Consider the following 16,689-nt stretch of genomic DNA (forward strand, 5'->3'; position numbering starts at 1 on the left):
CACCCGTGACAGCCGAGCCGCGCAGTCAACTTCTCCCCGTCGTCTCGGTCCTCGGATCGGTGCTGTCCGTCCAGTTCGGTGCCGCGTTCGCGAGCACCCTGTTCGATGCGGTCGGCGCAGGCGGCGCCGTGTCGCTGCGCCTGACGATCGCGGCGATCATCCTCGGGGTGCTCGTGCGGCCGCGGTGGCGACGGTGGACACGCACGCAGCGGCAGGGTGTTCTCGCACTCGGAGTGGCACTCGCCGTGATGAACTCGGCGTTCTACGAGGCCCTCGCGCGGCTCCCGCTCGGCACCGCGGTCACCATCGAATTCCTGGGTCCGCTCACCCTCGCCGCCGTGCTGTCGCGGAGACTGCAGGACGGCGTGTGGGTGCTCGCGGCGCTGACCGGGGTGGTCCTGCTCGGCCTGCGCGAGAACTCGGGCGCCGAGTCCCTCGACCTCGTGGGGGTGGGGTTCGCGCTCGTCGCCGGTACGGCCTGGGCCGGCTACATCGTCGCCGGCTCCCACCTCGCCGCGAGGGTACCCAGCGCGGACGGCCTGGCCGGGGCGAGCATCGTCGCAGCGGTGCTGACAATTCCGCTCGGCGCGGTGTCGGGCGGCACCGCGCTGTTCGATCCCCGGATCCTGGCCGTCGGCGCCGCGGTCGCCTTGCTGTCCTCGGTGATTCCGTACTCGCTCGAACTGCGGGCGCTGCAGGTGATGAGCAAGAAGGTGTTCGCCGTACTCATCGCGCTCGAACCGGCGGCCGCGACCCTCGCCGGGGTGATCGTGCTCGGGCAGGTCCTCGGACCGCAGTCGCTGGCCGCGATCGCGCTCGTCGTCGCGGCGGGCGTCGGATCCGTGCTGAGCAACCGGTAGCGGCACGGACGACGGGCCGGGCTGGCAGGATCGACCCGTGAGCACCGCGAACCTGACCCGAGCCGAAACCGCCGAACGTTCCCGCGCGATCGAGGTTCTCGGCTATCGGGTGGAACTGGACGTCCTCGGCGCCGTCGACCCGGAGGTCGCGACGTTCGCGACCACGACCACCGTCGAGTTCACCGCGAGCACGTCCACGACCTGGCTCGACTTCCTCGGGGCCGGGGTGGAGTCGGTGACCGTCAACGGCGCCGGCGTGCCCGTCGACTACGACGGCGCCCGCATTGCGTTGAGCGGGCTGCGGGAATCGAACGTCGTGACGGTCGCCGCCCGGGGCGAGTACAGCCGTTCCGGTGAGGGACTGCACCGGTTCCTCGACCCGGCCGACGACCGGACGTACCTCTACACGCAGTACGAACCGGCGGACGCGCGGCGGGTGTTCGCGTGCTTCGAGCAGCCGGACCTGAAGGCGCCGTTCACGTTCGTCGTCACCGCGCCGCACGGGTGGGAGGTGATCTCCAACCAGCAGGTCGCCGAGCGGGAAGACACGATCGGCGGGCAGGCCGTCACGTTCGCGCCGACCCTGCCGATCTCCACCTACATCACCGCGATCGTGGCCGGGCCCTACCACCGGGTGGACTCGGAGTGGAGCGGCGGCGACCTCACGATCCCGCTGGGCGTCCTCTGCCGGGCGTCGCTCGCGCAGTACCTGGACGCCGACACGATCTTCGAGATCACCCGGCAGGGGCTGAGCTTCTTCGCGGACGGCTTCGATTACCCGTACCCGTTCGGCAAGTACGACCAGGTGTTCGTTCCCGAGTACAACCTCGGGGCAATGGAGAACCCGGGCTGCGTGACGTTCACCGAGGCGTACGTGTTCCGCGGCGCCGCCACGGATTCCCAGTACGAGGGCCGCGCGAACACGATCCTGCACGAGATGGCCCACATGTGGTTCGGCGACCTCGTGACGATGGTGTGGTGGGACGACCTGTGGCTCAAGGAATCGTTCGCCGACTACATGGGCGCACTGGCGAACGCGGAAGCCACCCGGTGGACCGACGCGTGGGTGGCCTTCGCCAACCGCCGCAAGGCGTGGGCGTACCTGCAGGACCAGCTGCCGACAACGCATCCGATCGTGGCGGACATCGTCGACCTCGAGGCCGCGAAACTGAACTTCGACGGCATCACGTACGCGAAGGGCGCCAGCGTCCTCAAGCAACTCGTCGCGTACGCCGGGCGGGAGGCGTTCTTCGAGGGCGCGCGCCGCTACTTCCGCGCCCACGCGTTCGGGAACACCACCCTCACGGATCTGCTGACGGAATTGTCGGCGACGTCGGGCCGGGACCTGACGAGCTGGGCACGCGCCTGGTTGCAGACCACCGGGGTGTCCGCGCTGAGTCTGGAACGGGACCCCGACGGGCGCGCCGCGATCGTGCAGACCGATCCGCGCCCACATCGGCTCGGCGTGGGACGCTACGAGTTCGACGCGGCCGGCGATCTCGTGTGCGCGGCGCGGGTCGAAGTCGACCTCGCGGTCGCCCGCACCCCGATCGACCTCGACGACGCGCCGCTCGTGGTGCTCAACGACGCCGACCTGACGTATGCGAAGGTGCGGTTGGACGATCGATCGCTGAGCACCGTCGAGCAGTCCCTCGACCGGGTGCGGGACCCGCTGGCGCGTGGCCTGATCTGGTCGTCGCTGTGGAACACGACCCGCGACAGCGAACTGGGCGCGAAGCGGTATCAGTCGATGGCCCAGCGGTTCTCCCCGGCGGAATCGCACCTGACCCTGCTCACGTCCGTGCTGGCCAACGCCCCGTACGCGATCGAGCACTATCTGCCCGAGACCGCGCGCGCCGTCGCTCGTCGCGAGTGGCTCGACCACACGTGGCGTGCATTGTGGGATGCCCCGCCTGCGTCGGGGAGCCAACTCGCCTGGGCACGTGCGGTGGCGGCCGCCGCCGAGGTGGACGACAGTCGCGCGGAGGACATCCGGTCGCTGCTCGACACCGACGGGCAGGCACCGACCGGGTTGTCGCTCGACCCGGACCTGCGGTGGGCGCTGAGGGGCGCGCTCGCCGCCACCGGGCACGTCGGCGACGCGGACCTCGACGGTGAACTGCGCCGCGACGACACCGGTTCCGGCCGCACCGCGTACCTGCGGGCGACGTTCTCGCGACCGGACCCGGGCGTGAAGGCGAAGGCCTGGGACGCGATCTTCCACGACCGCACACTGTCCAACGACCACCTCGGCGCGATCATCGCCGGATTCCGCGCAGGCGCCCGGCAAGACCTCGTCGCGGGATACGCCGCCGACTACTTCGCCGCGATCCGCTCGGTGTGGGAGACGCGCAGCATCGAGATCGCCCGGCGGATCGTGGTCGGGCTGTTCCCGTCCGAGACGAACCTCGACGCGGCGGACGAATGGCTCGCGAGCAACACCGATGCGCCCGCCGCGCTACGCCGGCTGGTGCTCGAGCAGCGGGATCACCTCGCGCGGGACCTGCGGGCGCAGGCCTTCAACAGCTCGGAGGTTACCGGCTGACCGGCCCGGCCCCGATCGCGGCGCGGGCGGTCCAGCGTTCCAGGGTGCGGCGCCACAGTCCCGACGCGCTGTCGCCGGCCCACGCGACGTACCCGTCGGGACGGACGAGCAGTGCGGGCCCGGCATCGGTCCGGGTCACCGCGTGAATGCCGCCGGGAACGGGCGCGCCCGACTCGGTGACCAGGACGAACCCGCCCGAGCGCAGCACCTCGTAGAGTCGGCCGGCGTCGGTGGGCAGGTCTTCGGCGCGCCGGCCCACCAGGGCGCTCTCGCCGGCGTCGTGGCCGTAGCCGATACCGATGCCCGAGAACATCCGCGCCACCGCGTCGCCGATCGGCGGGAATCCGAGTAGCGCTGCCACCGCACCGTTCCGGAGCTTCCGCAGAATCCACGGCCGCACGGTCATCATGCGCATCGTGGCTCCGCTCGACCGCAGCACCATCCGCCCCACCGGGTGCCGTTCGGAGTGGTAGGTGTCGAGCACCGCGTCGTCGGCGCCGCCGAGGACGGCCGCGAGTTTCCAGCCGAGATTCATCGCGTCCTGGATGCCGGTGTTCATCCCCTGGCCGCCCGCCGGTGAATGCACGTGGGCGGCATCGCCTGCGAGGAACACCCGGCCCGTCCGGTACTGCGGGACCTGCCGTTCGTCGCTGTGGAATCGCGACTGCCACCGCACGTCGCCGAGTCCGTAGTCCGTGCCCATCGCGAGTCGGATGGTGCTGCGCAGTTCCTCCCGGTCCACGGGGGCGCTGTCGTCCACCTGGTGTTCGCGGTTCCAGGCGATCACGCGAAACAGGTTGTCGCCGTATGGCGCGATGAAGGCGAATCCGTCGCGGACGGCGTTGACGGTCACGAGGTTGTCCGGCGGGTTCTCGAGTTCGACGTCGGCGAGCATGATCGACCGCAGCACGGCCTTGCCCGGGAACGGCTGCCCGATCAACGTCCGCACCACGCTGTGCGCGCCGTCCGCACCGACCGCATACGCCGCGTGGAACGTGCCGGCGCGTCCCGAACCGTCGTGGCCGTGAACGCGGACGCCGTCCCCGTCCTGCTCCACCCCGGTGACGGTGAAACCCCGGACGAAGTCGGCGCCGCGCTCCCGGGCGTGCGCCTCGAGGAGGGCGTCGACGTTCTGCTGCGGGGTGACGAGGACGTACGGGAAGCGGGACCGCAGGCGCCCGAGGTTCAGCGCTGCGCCGCGCCACAGTTTCAGGCCCGGTGAGGCGGCGCCCGTGGCCACGAGACGGTCGGCGAGTCCGCGGGCGTCGAGCAGTTCGAGAGTGCGGGCGTGGACGCCGAATGCGCGGCTGAGGGTCGACGGCGCGGCGCGTTTGTCGAGCACCGTCACGGATCGGCCCGCCGTCGCCAACTCGGCAGCGAGCATGCATCCGGTGGGTCCCGCGCCGATCACCACCACGTCGATGTGCTTCATGACGTTGCCTCCGATCGAAAGGTTCCCAGCAAGTCAACAACTGTTGACTTTGACGGTAGACGCATCCCGACGCCAGGTCAACAGTTGTTGACTACACTTCGGGAATGCCTGAACGCCGCGCCCGCTCCGCCGTCGCCACCCGCGCCGCGATCCTCGACGCGGCCCGTGCCCGGTTCGGCACGAACGGCTACGAACGCACGACGATGCGCGCCGTCGCGTCGGACGTCGGCGTCGACCCCGCACTCGTGGTCCGGTACTTCACCAACAAGGAATCGCTGTTCGCCGAGGCCGCCGAATTCGAACTGCACCTCCCCGACCTCCGCGACGTTCCGGTGCGGGAACTCGCGACCGTGCTGATGCCGCGCTTCTTCGCGGTGTGGGAGAACGACGGCGCGTTCCTCCCCCTGCTCCGCGCGGCGGCCAGCAGCCCGCGGGCCGCCGAGGCGATGTTGCAGGTCTTCGCCCGCCAGGTGGCGCCCGCGCTCGCAGCGGTCGCGGCCGATCACGCCGACGAGCGCGCGGCCCTCGTCGGGTCGCAGGTCCTCGGACTCGCCTTCTCCCGCTACGTACTCCGGGTGCCGCCCCTCGCGGATATGACGCACGAACAGCTGATGCGGTGGGTCGGGCCCGTGCTCGAGTACTACCTCACCACGGAACCGCAGTAGCCGCCCTACCGGTGATGTCTGCCGCCGTTCAGCATCCAGCGGGCGTCGATTTCACTCGTGCTGCGGCGGTGCCGCCGGATGGTGAACGACGTGATCGGCAACCGCTCGACGACGCTCGCGTCGGCCCGCGGATCACCCGCAATCCCCTGTTCGAGAACCGAATACGCGGTGTGGTTGACCGAATGGACGGCCAGCCGGAGGGCGTCGAGCGCCGTCGGCCTCGGCCCGAACGCGGCGAGCGTGTGACCGCCGTCCACCGCGGTCTCCACCACTGCGTAGAAATGCCAGTCTGCGCCCGAATCGCCAGTCATGTTGCGCCTCGCTCGATGTGCTTCTGTGAGCTGTGCCATGACCGTATCGCGAGGGTACGACACGTTTTCCGGCGGCGCGCCGGTCAGGCCACGGACCGGCGGCCGATCCCGAAAAGCTTCTGCGGGGCGTCGATTCCCTCGAGCCGGTGACTGCCCGCCGGTTCACCCCAGAACTCGTCGCTGTCCAGTTCGTCGTAGAACTCCCCCGTCACGACCACCTCCTGGGACGGCGCGACCGTGACGACGCGACCGGCCATGGCGACCGGCCTGCCGAACCAGTCGCCGGCGCTCGGTACCGCCGTGCCCCAGGCGATCCCGGCCCGCAACTGCGGAAGCCCCTCGGCGCGCGCGGCTTGCACGAGGTCGAGCGCGACATGCGCCAGCGCGTTGGGATCGGGCGAGACCATCATGACGGCGTCCCCGATCGTCTTCACCAGACGCACCGGCGGCGACACCAGATCCGCGGCCACCAGGTCGAGGCGCTCGGCCACCCGGCCCAGATCGGCGGGCTCCGCCTGCTCCCCGAGCAGCGTGAATCCGACGAGGTCCGCGAAACAGACCCCGACCTCCTGCGCTCCCCGCACCTGGAGGTTCGCGTCGCCCGCGATTCCCACCGCGTCGGACCGGAGTTGATGGCGCAGAGTGGTGGCGATGAGATGAGCCAGGATCTGCGCCTCGAAATCCACGATGCGACGCATCTCCACCGCGTACCGCAGGGCCACCTCGGGATGCTCGCGCGTCGCCTCGAGCCGCTCCTGCAGGAGCGAGTCCGCGGCGCCGGCGACCGTCCAGAGGTTGCGGCCGAGCACCCGGGCGGCCGCGAAGATGGCGCTCTCGTCGAGACCCAGATCCCGGTACTGCTCCAGTCCGCGCGCGAGGTCGAGGTCGCCGTCGTCGTAGAACGTGCCGTCCGCCGACGCACCCCGCCCGATGGCGCGAAACCACCGGCGGGCGTCGTCGACGGTGACGCCCACCTTCCGGGCGATGTCGTCGATGCTGTACCGGCCTTTCGGCGACAGCGCGTGCTCGAGCAGCACGTGTGCGAGGCGATCGCCCCGCGCGGCGCCGCGGAGATCGTCGACCGACGCCCCGTCCTCGATGAGGGTGTTCAGCACCCCCATGCGCGCGGACCGGTCCGGCCCGCTGAGCCCGTCGAGGAGGCCGGCGCGCTCGAACTCGTGGAGCAGCGACGGCGGCGGACCGGGGCGTCGCAGCGGGCGGGTCGGTGGGGACACCAGACGTCCCGTCCGGGGCGTGATCCGTCGGGGCTGTCGCGGAGTGCGCACGTCCCCATCGTCCCAGGAACGACGTCGCCCTTCGCCGTAATCCTCCGAACTCCCTGTCCCCGCGACCGGGACCGAACTATATTCGGTGTGTGCCGATTCAAAGTCTGTTACTGGACGTGGCGGAGGGCCATTTCGCCCGCCGCGGCGTCCTCGGCACCCGGCTGGCCGACATCCGGCAGGAGGCCGGGGTCAGCGTGGGAGCCGTCTACCACCACTTTCCGAACAAGGAAGAGCTGTACCTGCAGGTCTGGTTGCGCGCACTCGCCGACTACCAGGGCGGATTCCGGGCCGCACTCGCGGAATGCGCCGATGCCCGGTCCGGGGTGGAAGGTGCCGTCGTCCGCCACCTGCACTGGGTGTCCGGCAACCCACAGCGGGCCACCATCCTCGCCGCGCCGCGCCCGCCGGGCGTCGACGAGCGGGCCGACACCACCAATGCCGCGTTCTTCCGCGACGTCACCCACTGGTGGCGGGTCCACGAACACTACGGAACGGTCCGCCGATTCGACTTCGACGTGCTCTACGCGTTGTGGCTCGGCCCGGCGCAGGAGTACTCGCGCCAATGGCTCGCGGGCGCCATGACCACCGACCCCACCACGGTCGCGCCCGAACTGGCGCGCGCCGCGTGGGATTCGTTACGAAACCAGGAGTAAAGGGATGACAGTCGACGTCGCGCTCACCGCCGACACCGCGCAGGCCGTGCTGGAGGCCCAGCCGTTCAGCGTGCTAGTCGGCGCACGGATGACGCAGTTCGGCGAGGGCGGCACCACCCTCGAGATCCCGGTCCGGGACGAACTGCGGCAACAGAACGGCTTCGTGCACGGCGGTGTCCTGTCGTACGCCGCCGACAACGCCCTCACGTTCGCCGCGGGCACGGTCCTCGGCGCGAACATCATGACCGCGGGCTTCACGATCACCTACCTCCGGCCCGCGCAGGGCGTGCTGCTGCGAGCGGACGCCCGGGCCGACGCGTCCACTCGCCGCCAGGCGCTGTGCCGGTGCGACATCTACGCGGTGCAGGAGGACGGTTCGGAGGTACTGTGCGCCGCCGCCCAGGGCACGGCGACAGTCAAGCAGCCGCGATAGTCGCGGCACACGGGATGGAACGATGAGACCATGGCTGATTCCGTCGATCGCGCATCCGTGGACAGGGCGCGTGAACGTATCACCGGCCTGATCCGCCGGACCCCTACGTTCCGCACCACCGTGCCCACCGTCCACGGCGCCGTGCCGGTGATCTTCAAACTCGAATTCCTGCAGTACGGCGGCTCGTTCAAGGTGCGGGGCAGTCTCAACGCGCTGCTGCACGCCGAGGAGGACGGACGCCTCGACGACGCAGGCGTCGTCATCGCGTCGGGCGGGAACGCCGCCATCGGAGCGGCGTGGGCGTCGCGGCTCCGGGGTGTGAAGTGCACCGTGGTCGTCCCCGTCACGGCGCCCGACGTCAAGATCGACAAGCTGATCGCACTCGGCGCGGACGTGCGCAAGGTCGGCGACCGGTACGCCGAGGCGGCCGAGTACGCGACGGAACTCGCGGCGTCGTCGAGCGCCCTCGCCCTGCACGCCTACGATCTCCCCGACATCGTGGCCGGGGCGGGCACCATCGCGCTCGAGATCCAGGACGACGTCGCCGAGCCGCTGTCCTACGTGATCGCCGTCGGCGGCGGCGGACTGCTGTCCGGCGTCATCGCCGGCAGCGGCGAGGACGACAGCATCTTCGGCGTGGAGCCGAGCGGAGCGGCGACGCTGCACTCCGCGGTCGCCGCCCGGCAACCCGCGGACATCGACATCGACAGCATCGCCGGAGATTCCCTCGGCGCCACCCGGATCGGCTCCATCGCCTGGGAGACGGTCCGCTCGCGGCCCGTCTCCAGCCTCATCGTCGACGACGAGGCCCTGATCGACGCGCGAACGCTGCTGTGGGAGGAGTTCCGGATCGTCGTCGAGCACGGCACGGCAGCGGCGCTCGCCGCGATCGTCACCGGACAGCTCCGCCCCACCGGCGACAAGCCGCTCTGCGTGGTGCTGTGCGGCGCCAACACGTCGCTGACCAGTTACTGATCCGGCCGCCCGTCAGCTGCGCGGTTTCAGGCGGCTGTTCGGCAGTTCGGGGGCGGGCAGCGGATCGCCGTCGTAGCCCTCGACCGTGCCGAACCGGGGGTCGGCGGGCGCGGCGCCCCGGACTTCGGACTGCCATTCGCGGCGGTAGCCGACGATGTCCTCGTGGCTGCGGCCGAGGAAGTTCCACCACATGATCACCTGCTCGCCGAGCGGCTCGCCGCCGAGCACCAGCAGCCGCGCCCGGGTACCGCCCGTGTTGCGCAGCGCCACCAGCGACTCGCCCGGCGGCTGATAACCGAGTTCCGCCCAGCGCAGCGTGGTCCCGCGCAGCTGCACCTCACCCTCGTCCACGAGCACCCCCACCTCGAAGCCGCGCTCGATGTCGAGGGTGATGTCGGCACCCGGCTCCAGCAGGATTTCAGCACCGAGCAGCGGCGTGAACGTGCGCACCGGCGACGTGGAGCCCACCGTGCTTCCGAGGAACACTCGCACCGTTGCCCCGCCCCGGACGACCGGATCGGGCGCGTACGTCTCGAATGCCGGCTCCGCGTCCTGCGCCGACGCCGGCAACGCCACCCACAGCTGCGCGCCGTGCAGGATCCGCGTCTGCGGTGTCGAGACCTCGGAGTGCGCGATCCCCCGCCCCGCGGTCATCAGGTTGACCTCACCGGGACGCACCATCGCGTGCGAGCCGATGCTGTCGCGGTGTTCGATCTCGCCGGTGAACAGCCAGCTCACCGTCTGCAGTCCCGTGTGCGGGTGCGGCGGCACGTTCATCCCGCCCGTCTTCGCGACGTCGTCCGGACCGTAGTGGTCGGCGAAGCACCAGGCTCCGATCAGCGAACGGTCGCGCTGCGGGAGGGTGCGCCGGACCGGCATCGCGCGGGGGCCGCCGAGCGGGACCTCGCGCGCGCCGAGCACCTGGATGCCGCCGCCGTCGGGGTGCGATTCGCACCGCTCTTCCACCGTGTTCGTCTCCAGATTGCTCACTGCTCCATCGTGCCTTTCGTCAGTCCTGTGCGCCGCGTAGTTTCGCGCAGAGTTCGGTGAGCGTGTCGAGTTCGTCTTCGGACAAGGCCGAGCCGACGTGCCGCCGGATGCTCGCCGCGTGCCTGCGTCCGACGGACTTCTGCACCCGCACACCCTCCTCGGTCAGTGCGACGACGGTCCCGCGGCGGTCGGCGGGATCGCCCTCCCGGGTGACGTACCCGGAGCCGGCCAACCGCTCGACGAGCCTGCTCAGCGACGGCTGGCTGAGCAGGATCTCCCGATTGAGGTCGTGCAGGCGCAGCCTGCGCCCGGGTGCCCGGCCGAGCGTGAACAGCACGTCGTACTCGCGCATGCTCAGCTCGTCCCACACGTCGTCGGCTGCGAGATTCCGCATCACCGCGACCTGCGCTCGGAACAGCGCCTCCCACGCCTCGGCCGCCCGTTCGGCCCTACTGACGGGCGGCATCGACCGGCTCGCGATCGGACTTCATCGACGCGTGCGTCGGCGGGTTGTCCGGCACCCCGGCAGGCCTGCGGGCGGCGAACTCCTTGCGCAGCACGGGCACGACCTCGCCGCCGAGCAGATCCAGCTGCTCGAGCACCGTCTTCAGGGGAAGTCCCGCGTGGTCGACAAGGAACAACTGCCGCTGGTAGTCGCCGAAGAAGTCGGCGAACGTCAGGGTCTTCTCGATCACCTGCTCCGGGGTGCCGACGGTCAACGGGGTCTGGTCGGTGAAGTCCTCGAGGCTCGGCCCGTGGCCGTAGACCGGGGCGTTGTCGAAGTAGGGCCGGAACTCGTCGACGGCGTCCTTGGCGTTGCGGCGCATGAACACCTGCCCGCCCAGGCCGACGATCGCCTGGTCCGCGCGGCCGTGGCCGTAGTGCTCGTACCGCTCGCGGTAGAGGTTGATCAGGGCGATGTAGTGCTCCTTGGGCCAGAAGATGTTGTTGGCGAAGAAGCCGTCGCCGTGGAATGCCGCGATCTCGGCGATCTCCGGGCTGCGGATCGACCCGTGCCAGACGAACGGCGGGATTCCGTCGAGCGGGCGCGGCGTGGAGGTGAAGCCCTGCAGCGGGGTGCGGAACTGCCCCTGCCAGTCCACGACATCCTCGTCCCACAGTCGGCGCAGCAACCGGTAGTGCTCGAGCGCCAGCGGGATGCCCTGCCGGATGTCCTGGCCGAACCACGGATAGACGGGGGCCGTGTTTCCGCGGCCCATCATCAGATCCACCCGGCCGTTCGCGAGGTGCTGCAGCATCGCGTAGTCCTCGGCGATCTTCACCGGGTCGTTGGTGGTGATCAGCGTCGTGGACGTGGACAGGATGATCTTCTCGGTCTGCGCGGCGAGGTAGCCCAGCATGGTGGTGGGTGACGAAGGCACGAACGGCGGGTTGTGGTGCTCGCCGGTGGCGAACACGTCGAGCCCGACGTCCTCGGCGTGCTTGGCGATGGTCGTCATCGCCTTGATGCGCTCGTGCTCGGTGGGTGTGCGGCCGGTAGTGGGATCGGCCGTGACGTCGCCGACGGTGAAGATTCCGAACTGCATAGCTGTTCCTCTCGCGTCAGAACTCCATGCATTTGCATGAACCTATTGCAACATTCAACCACTTCGGCCTATTCCGGAAACGGCCGAGGGCGGCAAGCGCAGTGCGCTTGCCGCCCTCGGCGACGTTCGGTCGGGACGAGCCCGATCAGTGCATCATGACCGTCGGGGCACCTTCCGCCTCGAGATGCGGGTTGACCGACTTCTTCCGCGGCAGCATGAACGCCGGGATGAGCGTCAACGCGATCAGCACGGTGGCGACCAGGAACGTGTTGCCGAACGCGTCGGCGGCCTGGCTCAGCACCTGGTCCACCATTCCGGGAGGCTCCTGTGCGGCGACCTCGGGTACGTGCTGCATCGCGACCGTCTGACTGTCGAGACCGCGATCGAGCAACTGGTTGGTGAGGACCACCGACATGACCGCGGTACCGATCGAACCCGCGGTCTGCTGGACGATGTTCATCAGCGTGGAACCACGCGCGACCTGCTCGTTCGACAGTGTCACGATCGCCGCGGTCATCAGCGGCATCATGGTGCAGCCCATGCCCATGCCCATCACGAACAGCGCACCCATCAGCAGCCAGGTCGGCGAATCCGCCGCCACCTGTGTGAAGACGCCCAGGCCGATGAGGATCAGCGGCAGACCCGTCAGCACGATCTTGCCGGGGCCCATCTTGTCGACGAGTCGTCCGGCCACCGGCATCGTCAGCATCGCGCCGATACCCTGCGGAGCCATCAGCAGACCAGCCGCGAGCGTGGTGTGCCCGCCGACCTGGATGAAGTAGCTCGGGAACAGCAGACCGGCACCCATGAACGCGACGATGAACAGCGAAGTCGTGATGACCGCGACCGACAGCTGCCGGTTCTTGAACAGGTGCAGGTCGATCAGCGGGTGGTCCTTGCGCAGCGCGTGGAATATGAATGCGACGATCAGGACCAGGCCGATCACACCGGGCGCCAGCACGCGGGCCGAGGCGACGGTGCCCACCTCCGGGATGGACGACACACCGAACAGGAACAGCGCCAGACCCGGCGAGAGCAGCAGCATGCCGAGGAAGTCGAAGGACTCGGACGGCGAGGCCTGGTCGGACGGCAGGATGATGAACGCGGCGGCCAGGGCGATGATGCCGATGGGCAGGTTGATCAGGAAGATCCAGTGCCAGCTCGCCGCCTCGATCAGCCAGCCGCCGAGGATCGGGCCACCGATGGGGCCGAGCAGCATGGGGATACCGAGAACCGCCATGACCCGGCCGACGCGGTCGGGGCCTGCCGCCTTCGTCATGATCGTCATGCCGAGCGGCATCAACATGCCGCCGCCGAGCCCCTGCAGGACGCGGAAGCCGATCAGCGACGTGATGTCCCACGCGAAACTACACAGCACCGAGCCGAGCACGAACAGCACGAGGGCCGTCATGTAGAGGCGTTTGGTGCCGAAGCGGTCGGCCGCCCACCCGGTGACGGGGATGACGGTCGCCAGGGCGAGGGTGTACGCGGTCATCGTCCATGCGACGGTGGCGTACGTAGTGTCGAACTCGGTGGCGAACGTCGGCAGCGCAACGCTGACGACGGTCACGTCGAGGATCGACATGATGGCACCGAGCACCACCACGGACGCGATCTTGAGGACCGTGCCGTCGAGCTTGTCGGGCGCCGCGTTCGCGGCGGTCGGCGATGTCATCCGAATATCTCCTGGTTGAGTTCTCGCAGGGACTCCCCCGCGAGGATCGGTTGTAGTGCCTCGATCAGCCGAGTCCGCTCGCTCTCCGGAACCCGCCATGCGAACCGTCGCAACTGATCACGCTTGCATTCGATGTGCTGGTTGGCGACCTTATGCCCGGCCTCCGACAGGGAGACCCGTTTGACCCGCCGGTCCCGCTCGTCCTCCCGGCGGACCACGAGACCCAGCTTCACGAGTTGATCGACGTTTCGACCCGCTGCGGCAACCGAGAGCCGCAACCGCTCGGCCACTTCGTTGATCGGAAGCGGCTCACCGTGCTGAGCAAGCGCGAAGAGCATGCGCACCTGCGAAAACGTGAGGTCCAGCTCGATGAGGTTGTCCATCGACTCCGACTCCCCCGCACTCAACAGTTGGGTGAAGAAGTCGTTGAGTAGTTCGAAGAGAAGATCAGGAGAATTGTCGGGCACCCTCGAATGCTAGCGCTCATGCAACTATTGCCCAAGAGCAACTAAGGCGCAACCGAATAAATGGTGTCAGGTATCACATTCCCCGGCAGCGCCCACGACCTGCGGGTTCAGTCCTGGACGAGGACCGCCTTGCCCAGCACGAGGCCGGCCTCGAGATCGCGCAGCGCATCCGCGGCCTGCTCGAGCGGGTACCGGGACGTGACCACCGGGCGCAGTCCGCGCTCCACGTGCCGGATCAGCGCGGCGTGCACCTCTTCCAGCGCATTCGGTTCGGTGCGGATGAACTCGCCCCACGCCGCCCCGACGATGCTGATGTTGCGGAACAGCACGCGGTTCACCTTCACCTCGGGGATCGCACCGCCAGCGAAACCGATCACGACCAGACGCCCTTCCGGGGCCAGCACTCGGACGGCCTCGTCGAATGCGGCGCCGCCGACCGGGTCCACCACGATCTGCGCACCCCGGCCGCCGGTCAGCTCACGCGCCCGGGCGCCCCAGCCGTCGTCGAGGCGGACGACCTCGTCGGCCCCCAGTTCGCGGAGGAAGTCGTCGGCCCCGTCCCGGCGCACCACCGCGATCACGTGGGCGCCGTGGGCCTTGGCCAGCTGGATGCTGGACGTCCCCACGCCACCCGCCGCGCCGAGGACGACGACGGTTTCGCCGGCCCGCAGTCGGGCCCGGCGCTCCAGCGCGAATTCCATCGTCTGGTAGTTGACGATCAGCGACGCCGCTTCCTCGAAACCCAGCGTCGACGGGATGGGCAGCACCTGCGCGGCAGGCACGGCGACCCGTTCGGCGTAACCACCGACCTGCGGCGCCGCGAGCACCCGGCGGCCCGGCTCGAATCCGCTCGCGTCGGGTGCCGACACCACGACACCCGCGACTTCGGCGCCGGGGACGAACGGCGGTTCGGGTCGGAGCTGATACTTGCCGTAGCTGATCAGCAGGTCGGGAAAGCACACGCCGCTCGCCTTGACGTCGATCAGGACCAGCCCCTCGGCCGCCGGTTCGGGAACGTCCCGCAGTGTCATGCCGCCCGGCCCCGACAGCTCCGTCACCACCACTGCGCGCATGCTCGAAACACTAGACGCGCAGGGGTGGCGGGAGGCGTCAACGAGCGAACAGTCGCTTCCGTCTGCGGGCGACGGTCACCATCTCGACCTTGTCGGTCATCTTCACGCGCGGCCGGGCCGATCCCGCCGCGCGCGATGTCTCCGCCTTGTCGATGGCGCGCCAGCCGGCGAAGCCGATCCGTTCCGGCTGGCGCCGCTCGACGAGCATCTTCACGTCCTTGCGGGTGCCGACCGTGCCGAGGAGTTTGCCGGCCTCGAAATCCGCGAGCAGCGAGGACACGGTCTCCTTGGCGCACGCCTTGTTGGTACCGATGACGCCGCTGGGACCGCGCTTGATCCACCCGGTGACATACACCCGGTCGGTGACCCGGCCGTGCTCGTTGGGGATCACGCCGCGCCTGTCGTCGAAGGCGACGCCGCCGACGGGATTGCCGCGGTACCCGATGGAGCGCAGCACGAGCGAGGTCTCCAGCGAACCCTCCTCGCCGCGGGGCCGGGCGGACAACGCGCCGGATTCGTCGACCACCAGTTCGTTGCGCCCGTAACGCAGGACCTCGGCCTTGCCGGTACCGGTGACCTCGATCGGCGACGTCAGGTAGCGGAACACGATGCGCTTGTGACCGGGGCGGGGCGCGCGCTGCGCGAACTCCCGCGCCAGCCGGACCTTCATCGCGGTGGCCGGATCGTCCAGCAGCGCCGCGCTGGCCGGGTCGAGGTCCAGGTCGGCGTCGTCGATGACGAGGTCCACGTTCTCGAGGTCGCCGAGCGCCAGGAACTCCGGGTTGCTGTACGCGGCCTGCGCCGGTCCACGACGGCCGAGGAGCACGACCTCTTCGATGTTGCTGCGCCGCAGCGCGGCGAGGGCGTGATCGGCGATGTCCGTCCGCTCCAGCTCCTCGACGTTCATCGTGAGGATGCGGGCCACGTCGAGCGCGACGTTGCCGTTGCCGACGATCACCGCGCGCGTCGCGGACAGATCGAACGTACACCCCGCGTAGTCCGGGTGGCCGTTGTACCAGGCCACGAACTCCGTGGCGGCGTGCACGCTGGGGAGATCCTCGCCCGGGATTCCCAGCCGCCGGTCGCTCGACGCCCCGACGGCGTAGATGACGGCGTGGTGATTCTCCAGCAGCTCGTCGTGGGTGACGTGCTTGCCGACCTCGACGTTGAGGTGGAACTCGAAATTGGGCCGGTCGAGACTCCATTCGAACATCCGGGTCACCTCTTTGGTGCCGGGATGGTCGGGCGCGACGCCGGCGCGGACGAGTCCCCACGGGGTCGGCAGCTTCTCGAACATCTCGACCTCGACGTCCGAACGTTCGAGCAGTTCACCCGCGGCGTAGCAGGCGGCCGGGCCGGCCCCGACGACGGCGACCCGCAGCGTGCCCAGGTCGCGCCGCGGCGGGGTCGCGGGCGTGAGCGGGATCCACCCGGTCGGCATGGGGTTGGTCGTGTAGTACTCGGCGTTGATGTCCTTGTAGCGGGTGAGCGAGCCGAGGAGCTTGTCTTCGGGGAAGATCGCGTCGACCGGACAGGCGTCGACGCAGGCCCCGCAGTCGATGCAGGTTTCCGGGTCGATGTGCAGCATCTCGGTCTGCGCGAATTCCCGTTCCTCCGGCGTCGGATGGATGCAGTTCACGGGGCATGCGGAGACGCAGCTCGCGTCGTTGCAGCACGCCTGGGTGATGACATATGCCATTGCGGTTTCCTCACACCTGTCCGGACCATCGAACTAATTTGTGTTACACGTGGTAACAGTTATATGAACTGTACTGAG

General features: G+C 69.4%; 16 protein-coding genes. 6 read left to right on the forward strand and 10 right to left on the reverse strand.

The genetic code is table 11. The features are described 5' to 3' along the window. Window positions 1-5: 5 nt before the first annotated feature. Window positions 6-860: an EamA family transporter gene (locus tag JWS14_RS09920; protein WP_206013045.1), complete on the forward strand. Its 855-nt coding sequence runs from the start codon at window positions 6-8 to the stop codon at window positions 858-860. A 37-nt stretch (window positions 861-897) separates the two neighbouring features. Next, on the forward strand, window positions 898-3,405 hold the full coding sequence (gene pepN / locus JWS14_RS09925) for an aminopeptidase N (protein ID WP_206013046.1): 2,508 nt from the start codon (window positions 898-900) through the stop codon (window positions 3,403-3,405). Here the strand turns inward: pepN and JWS14_RS09930 are convergent. Then, window positions 3,395-4,837: an FAD-dependent oxidoreductase gene (locus JWS14_RS09930; RefSeq protein ID WP_206013047.1), complete on the reverse strand. Its 1,443-nt coding sequence runs from the start codon at window positions 4,835-4,837 to the stop codon at window positions 3,395-3,397. The two genes, pepN and JWS14_RS09930, sit on opposite strands and share 11 nt — an antisense overlap. A 104-nt stretch (window positions 4,838-4,941) precedes the next feature. Between JWS14_RS09930 and JWS14_RS09935 the strand changes: the two genes are divergently transcribed. Continuing rightward, window positions 4,942-5,502 carry a TetR/AcrR family transcriptional regulator gene (locus tag JWS14_RS09935; protein WP_072940105.1) on the forward strand — a complete coding sequence of 187 codons (561 nt, stop codon included), beginning with the start codon at window positions 4,942-4,944 and terminating at the stop codon, window positions 5,500-5,502. A gap of 5 nt (window positions 5,503-5,507) precedes the next feature. On the opposite strand, the gene JWS14_RS09940 is transcribed toward JWS14_RS09935, so the two are convergent. Together JWS14_RS09940 and JWS14_RS09945 are read right to left on the reverse strand one after the other, a co-directional pair. After that, window positions 5,508-5,813, reverse strand: coding sequence for a hypothetical protein (locus JWS14_RS09940; protein WP_072940103.1), 306 nt, complete (start codon window positions 5,811-5,813; stop codon window positions 5,508-5,510). An 83-nt stretch (window positions 5,814-5,896) separates the two neighbouring features. Then, window positions 5,897-7,099 (reverse strand): adenylate/guanylate cyclase domain-containing protein, encoded by a 1,203-nt coding sequence (locus JWS14_RS09945; protein WP_206013048.1) that lies wholly within the window; start codon window positions 7,097-7,099, stop codon window positions 5,897-5,899. An 89-nt stretch (window positions 7,100-7,188) separates the two neighbouring features. Here JWS14_RS09945 and JWS14_RS09950 point away from each other — a divergent pair, with 89 nt between their 5' ends. Genes JWS14_RS09950 through JWS14_RS09960 form a run of 3 tightly spaced genes read left to right on the forward strand, consistent with a single transcriptional unit; the run spans window position 7,189 to window position 9,160 of the window. After that, entirely contained in the window at window positions 7,189-7,752 is a 564-nt protein-coding gene (locus JWS14_RS09950; protein ID WP_072940098.1) for a TetR/AcrR family transcriptional regulator, read from the forward strand. A 4-nt stretch (window positions 7,753-7,756) separates the two neighbouring features. Further along, window positions 7,757-8,185: a PaaI family thioesterase gene (locus JWS14_RS09955; RefSeq protein WP_072940095.1), complete on the forward strand. Its 429-nt coding sequence runs from the start codon at window positions 7,757-7,759 to the stop codon at window positions 8,183-8,185. Window positions 8,186-8,215: 30 nt separating this feature from the next. Beyond that, window positions 8,216-9,160, forward strand: a complete 945-nt coding sequence (locus JWS14_RS09960; RefSeq protein ID WP_206013049.1) for a serine/threonine dehydratase — start codon at window positions 8,216-8,218, stop codon at window positions 9,158-9,160. 12 nt (window positions 9,161-9,172) lie between these two features. On the opposite strand, the gene JWS14_RS09965 is transcribed toward JWS14_RS09960, so the two are convergent. From JWS14_RS09965 to JWS14_RS09995, 7 genes are all read right to left on the reverse strand, one after another. Further along, entirely contained in the window at window positions 9,173-10,150 is a 978-nt protein-coding gene (locus tag JWS14_RS09965; RefSeq protein WP_206013050.1) for a pirin family protein, read from the reverse strand. 19 nt (window positions 10,151-10,169) lie between these two features. Beyond that, window positions 10,170-10,616 carry a MarR family winged helix-turn-helix transcriptional regulator gene (locus tag JWS14_RS09970; protein WP_206013051.1) on the reverse strand — a complete coding sequence of 149 codons (447 nt, stop codon included), beginning with the start codon at window positions 10,614-10,616 and terminating at the stop codon, window positions 10,170-10,172. Beyond that, entirely contained in the window at window positions 10,600-11,697 is a 1,098-nt protein-coding gene (locus tag JWS14_RS09975; RefSeq protein WP_206013052.1) for an LLM class flavin-dependent oxidoreductase, read from the reverse strand. The genes JWS14_RS09970 and JWS14_RS09975 overlap by 17 nt, the downstream gene beginning before the upstream one ends. Before the next feature lie 145 nt (window positions 11,698-11,842). After that, window positions 11,843-13,372: a DHA2 family efflux MFS transporter permease subunit gene (locus tag JWS14_RS09980; RefSeq protein WP_206013053.1), complete on the reverse strand. Its 1,530-nt coding sequence runs from the start codon at window positions 13,370-13,372 to the stop codon at window positions 11,843-11,845. Further along, a complete protein-coding gene (locus JWS14_RS09985) occupies window positions 13,369-13,839 on the reverse strand; it encodes a MarR family winged helix-turn-helix transcriptional regulator (RefSeq protein ID WP_124389063.1) in 471 nt (156 codons plus the stop codon). The genes JWS14_RS09980 and JWS14_RS09985 overlap by 4 nt, the downstream gene beginning before the upstream one ends. A 107-nt stretch (window positions 13,840-13,946) precedes the next feature. Beyond that, complete coding sequence (locus JWS14_RS09990; RefSeq protein ID WP_206013054.1) at window positions 13,947-14,912, reverse strand: NADPH:quinone oxidoreductase family protein; 966 nt, start codon at window positions 14,910-14,912, stop codon at window positions 13,947-13,949. A 37-nt stretch (window positions 14,913-14,949) separates the two neighbouring features. Then, window positions 14,950-16,611 carry an FAD-dependent oxidoreductase gene (locus JWS14_RS09995; protein ID WP_206013055.1) on the reverse strand — a complete coding sequence of 554 codons (1,662 nt, stop codon included), beginning with the start codon at window positions 16,609-16,611 and terminating at the stop codon, window positions 14,950-14,952. Between the last annotated feature and the right edge of the window lie 78 nt (window positions 16,612-16,689).

The sequence above is a fragment of the Rhodococcus koreensis genome, assembly GCF_017068375.1.
GTDB lineage: Bacteria > Actinomycetota > Actinomycetes > Mycobacteriales > Mycobacteriaceae > Rhodococcus_F > Rhodococcus_F koreensis.

What these genes read in the sequence shown, in the direction of transcription:
- JWS14_RS09930 (WP_206013047.1), bottom strand. Translation starts at nt 4,837, where the DNA reads ATGAAGCACATCGACGTGGTGGTGATCGGCGCGGGACCCACCGGATGC.
- JWS14_RS09935 (WP_072940105.1), top strand. Translation starts at nt 4,942, where the DNA reads ATGCCTGAACGCCGCGCCCGCTCCGCCGTCGCCACCCGCGCCGCGATC.
- JWS14_RS09940 (WP_072940103.1), bottom strand. Translation starts at nt 5,813, where the DNA reads ATGACTGGCGATTCGGGCGCAGACTGGCATTTCTACGCAGTGGTGGAG.
- JWS14_RS09955 (WP_072940095.1), top strand. Translation starts at nt 7,757, where the DNA reads ATGACAGTCGACGTCGCGCTCACCGCCGACACCGCGCAGGCCGTGCTG.
- JWS14_RS09960 (WP_206013049.1), top strand. Translation starts at nt 8,216, where the DNA reads ATGGCTGATTCCGTCGATCGCGCATCCGTGGACAGGGCGCGTGAACGT.
- JWS14_RS09970 (WP_206013051.1), bottom strand. Translation starts at nt 10,616, where the DNA reads ATGCCGCCCGTCAGTAGGGCCGAACGGGCGGCCGAGGCGTGGGAGGCG.
- JWS14_RS09975 (WP_206013052.1), bottom strand. Translation starts at nt 11,697, where the DNA reads ATGCAGTTCGGAATCTTCACCGTCGGCGACGTCACGGCCGATCCCACT.
- JWS14_RS09980 (WP_206013053.1), bottom strand. Translation starts at nt 13,372, where the DNA reads ATGACATCGCCGACCGCCGCGAACGCGGCGCCCGACAAGCTCGACGGC.
- JWS14_RS09990 (WP_206013054.1), bottom strand. Translation starts at nt 14,912, where the DNA reads ATGCGCGCAGTGGTGGTGACGGAGCTGTCGGGGCCGGGCGGCATGACA.
- JWS14_RS09995 (WP_206013055.1), bottom strand. Translation starts at nt 16,611, where the DNA reads ATGGCATATGTCATCACCCAGGCGTGCTGCAACGACGCGAGCTGCGTC.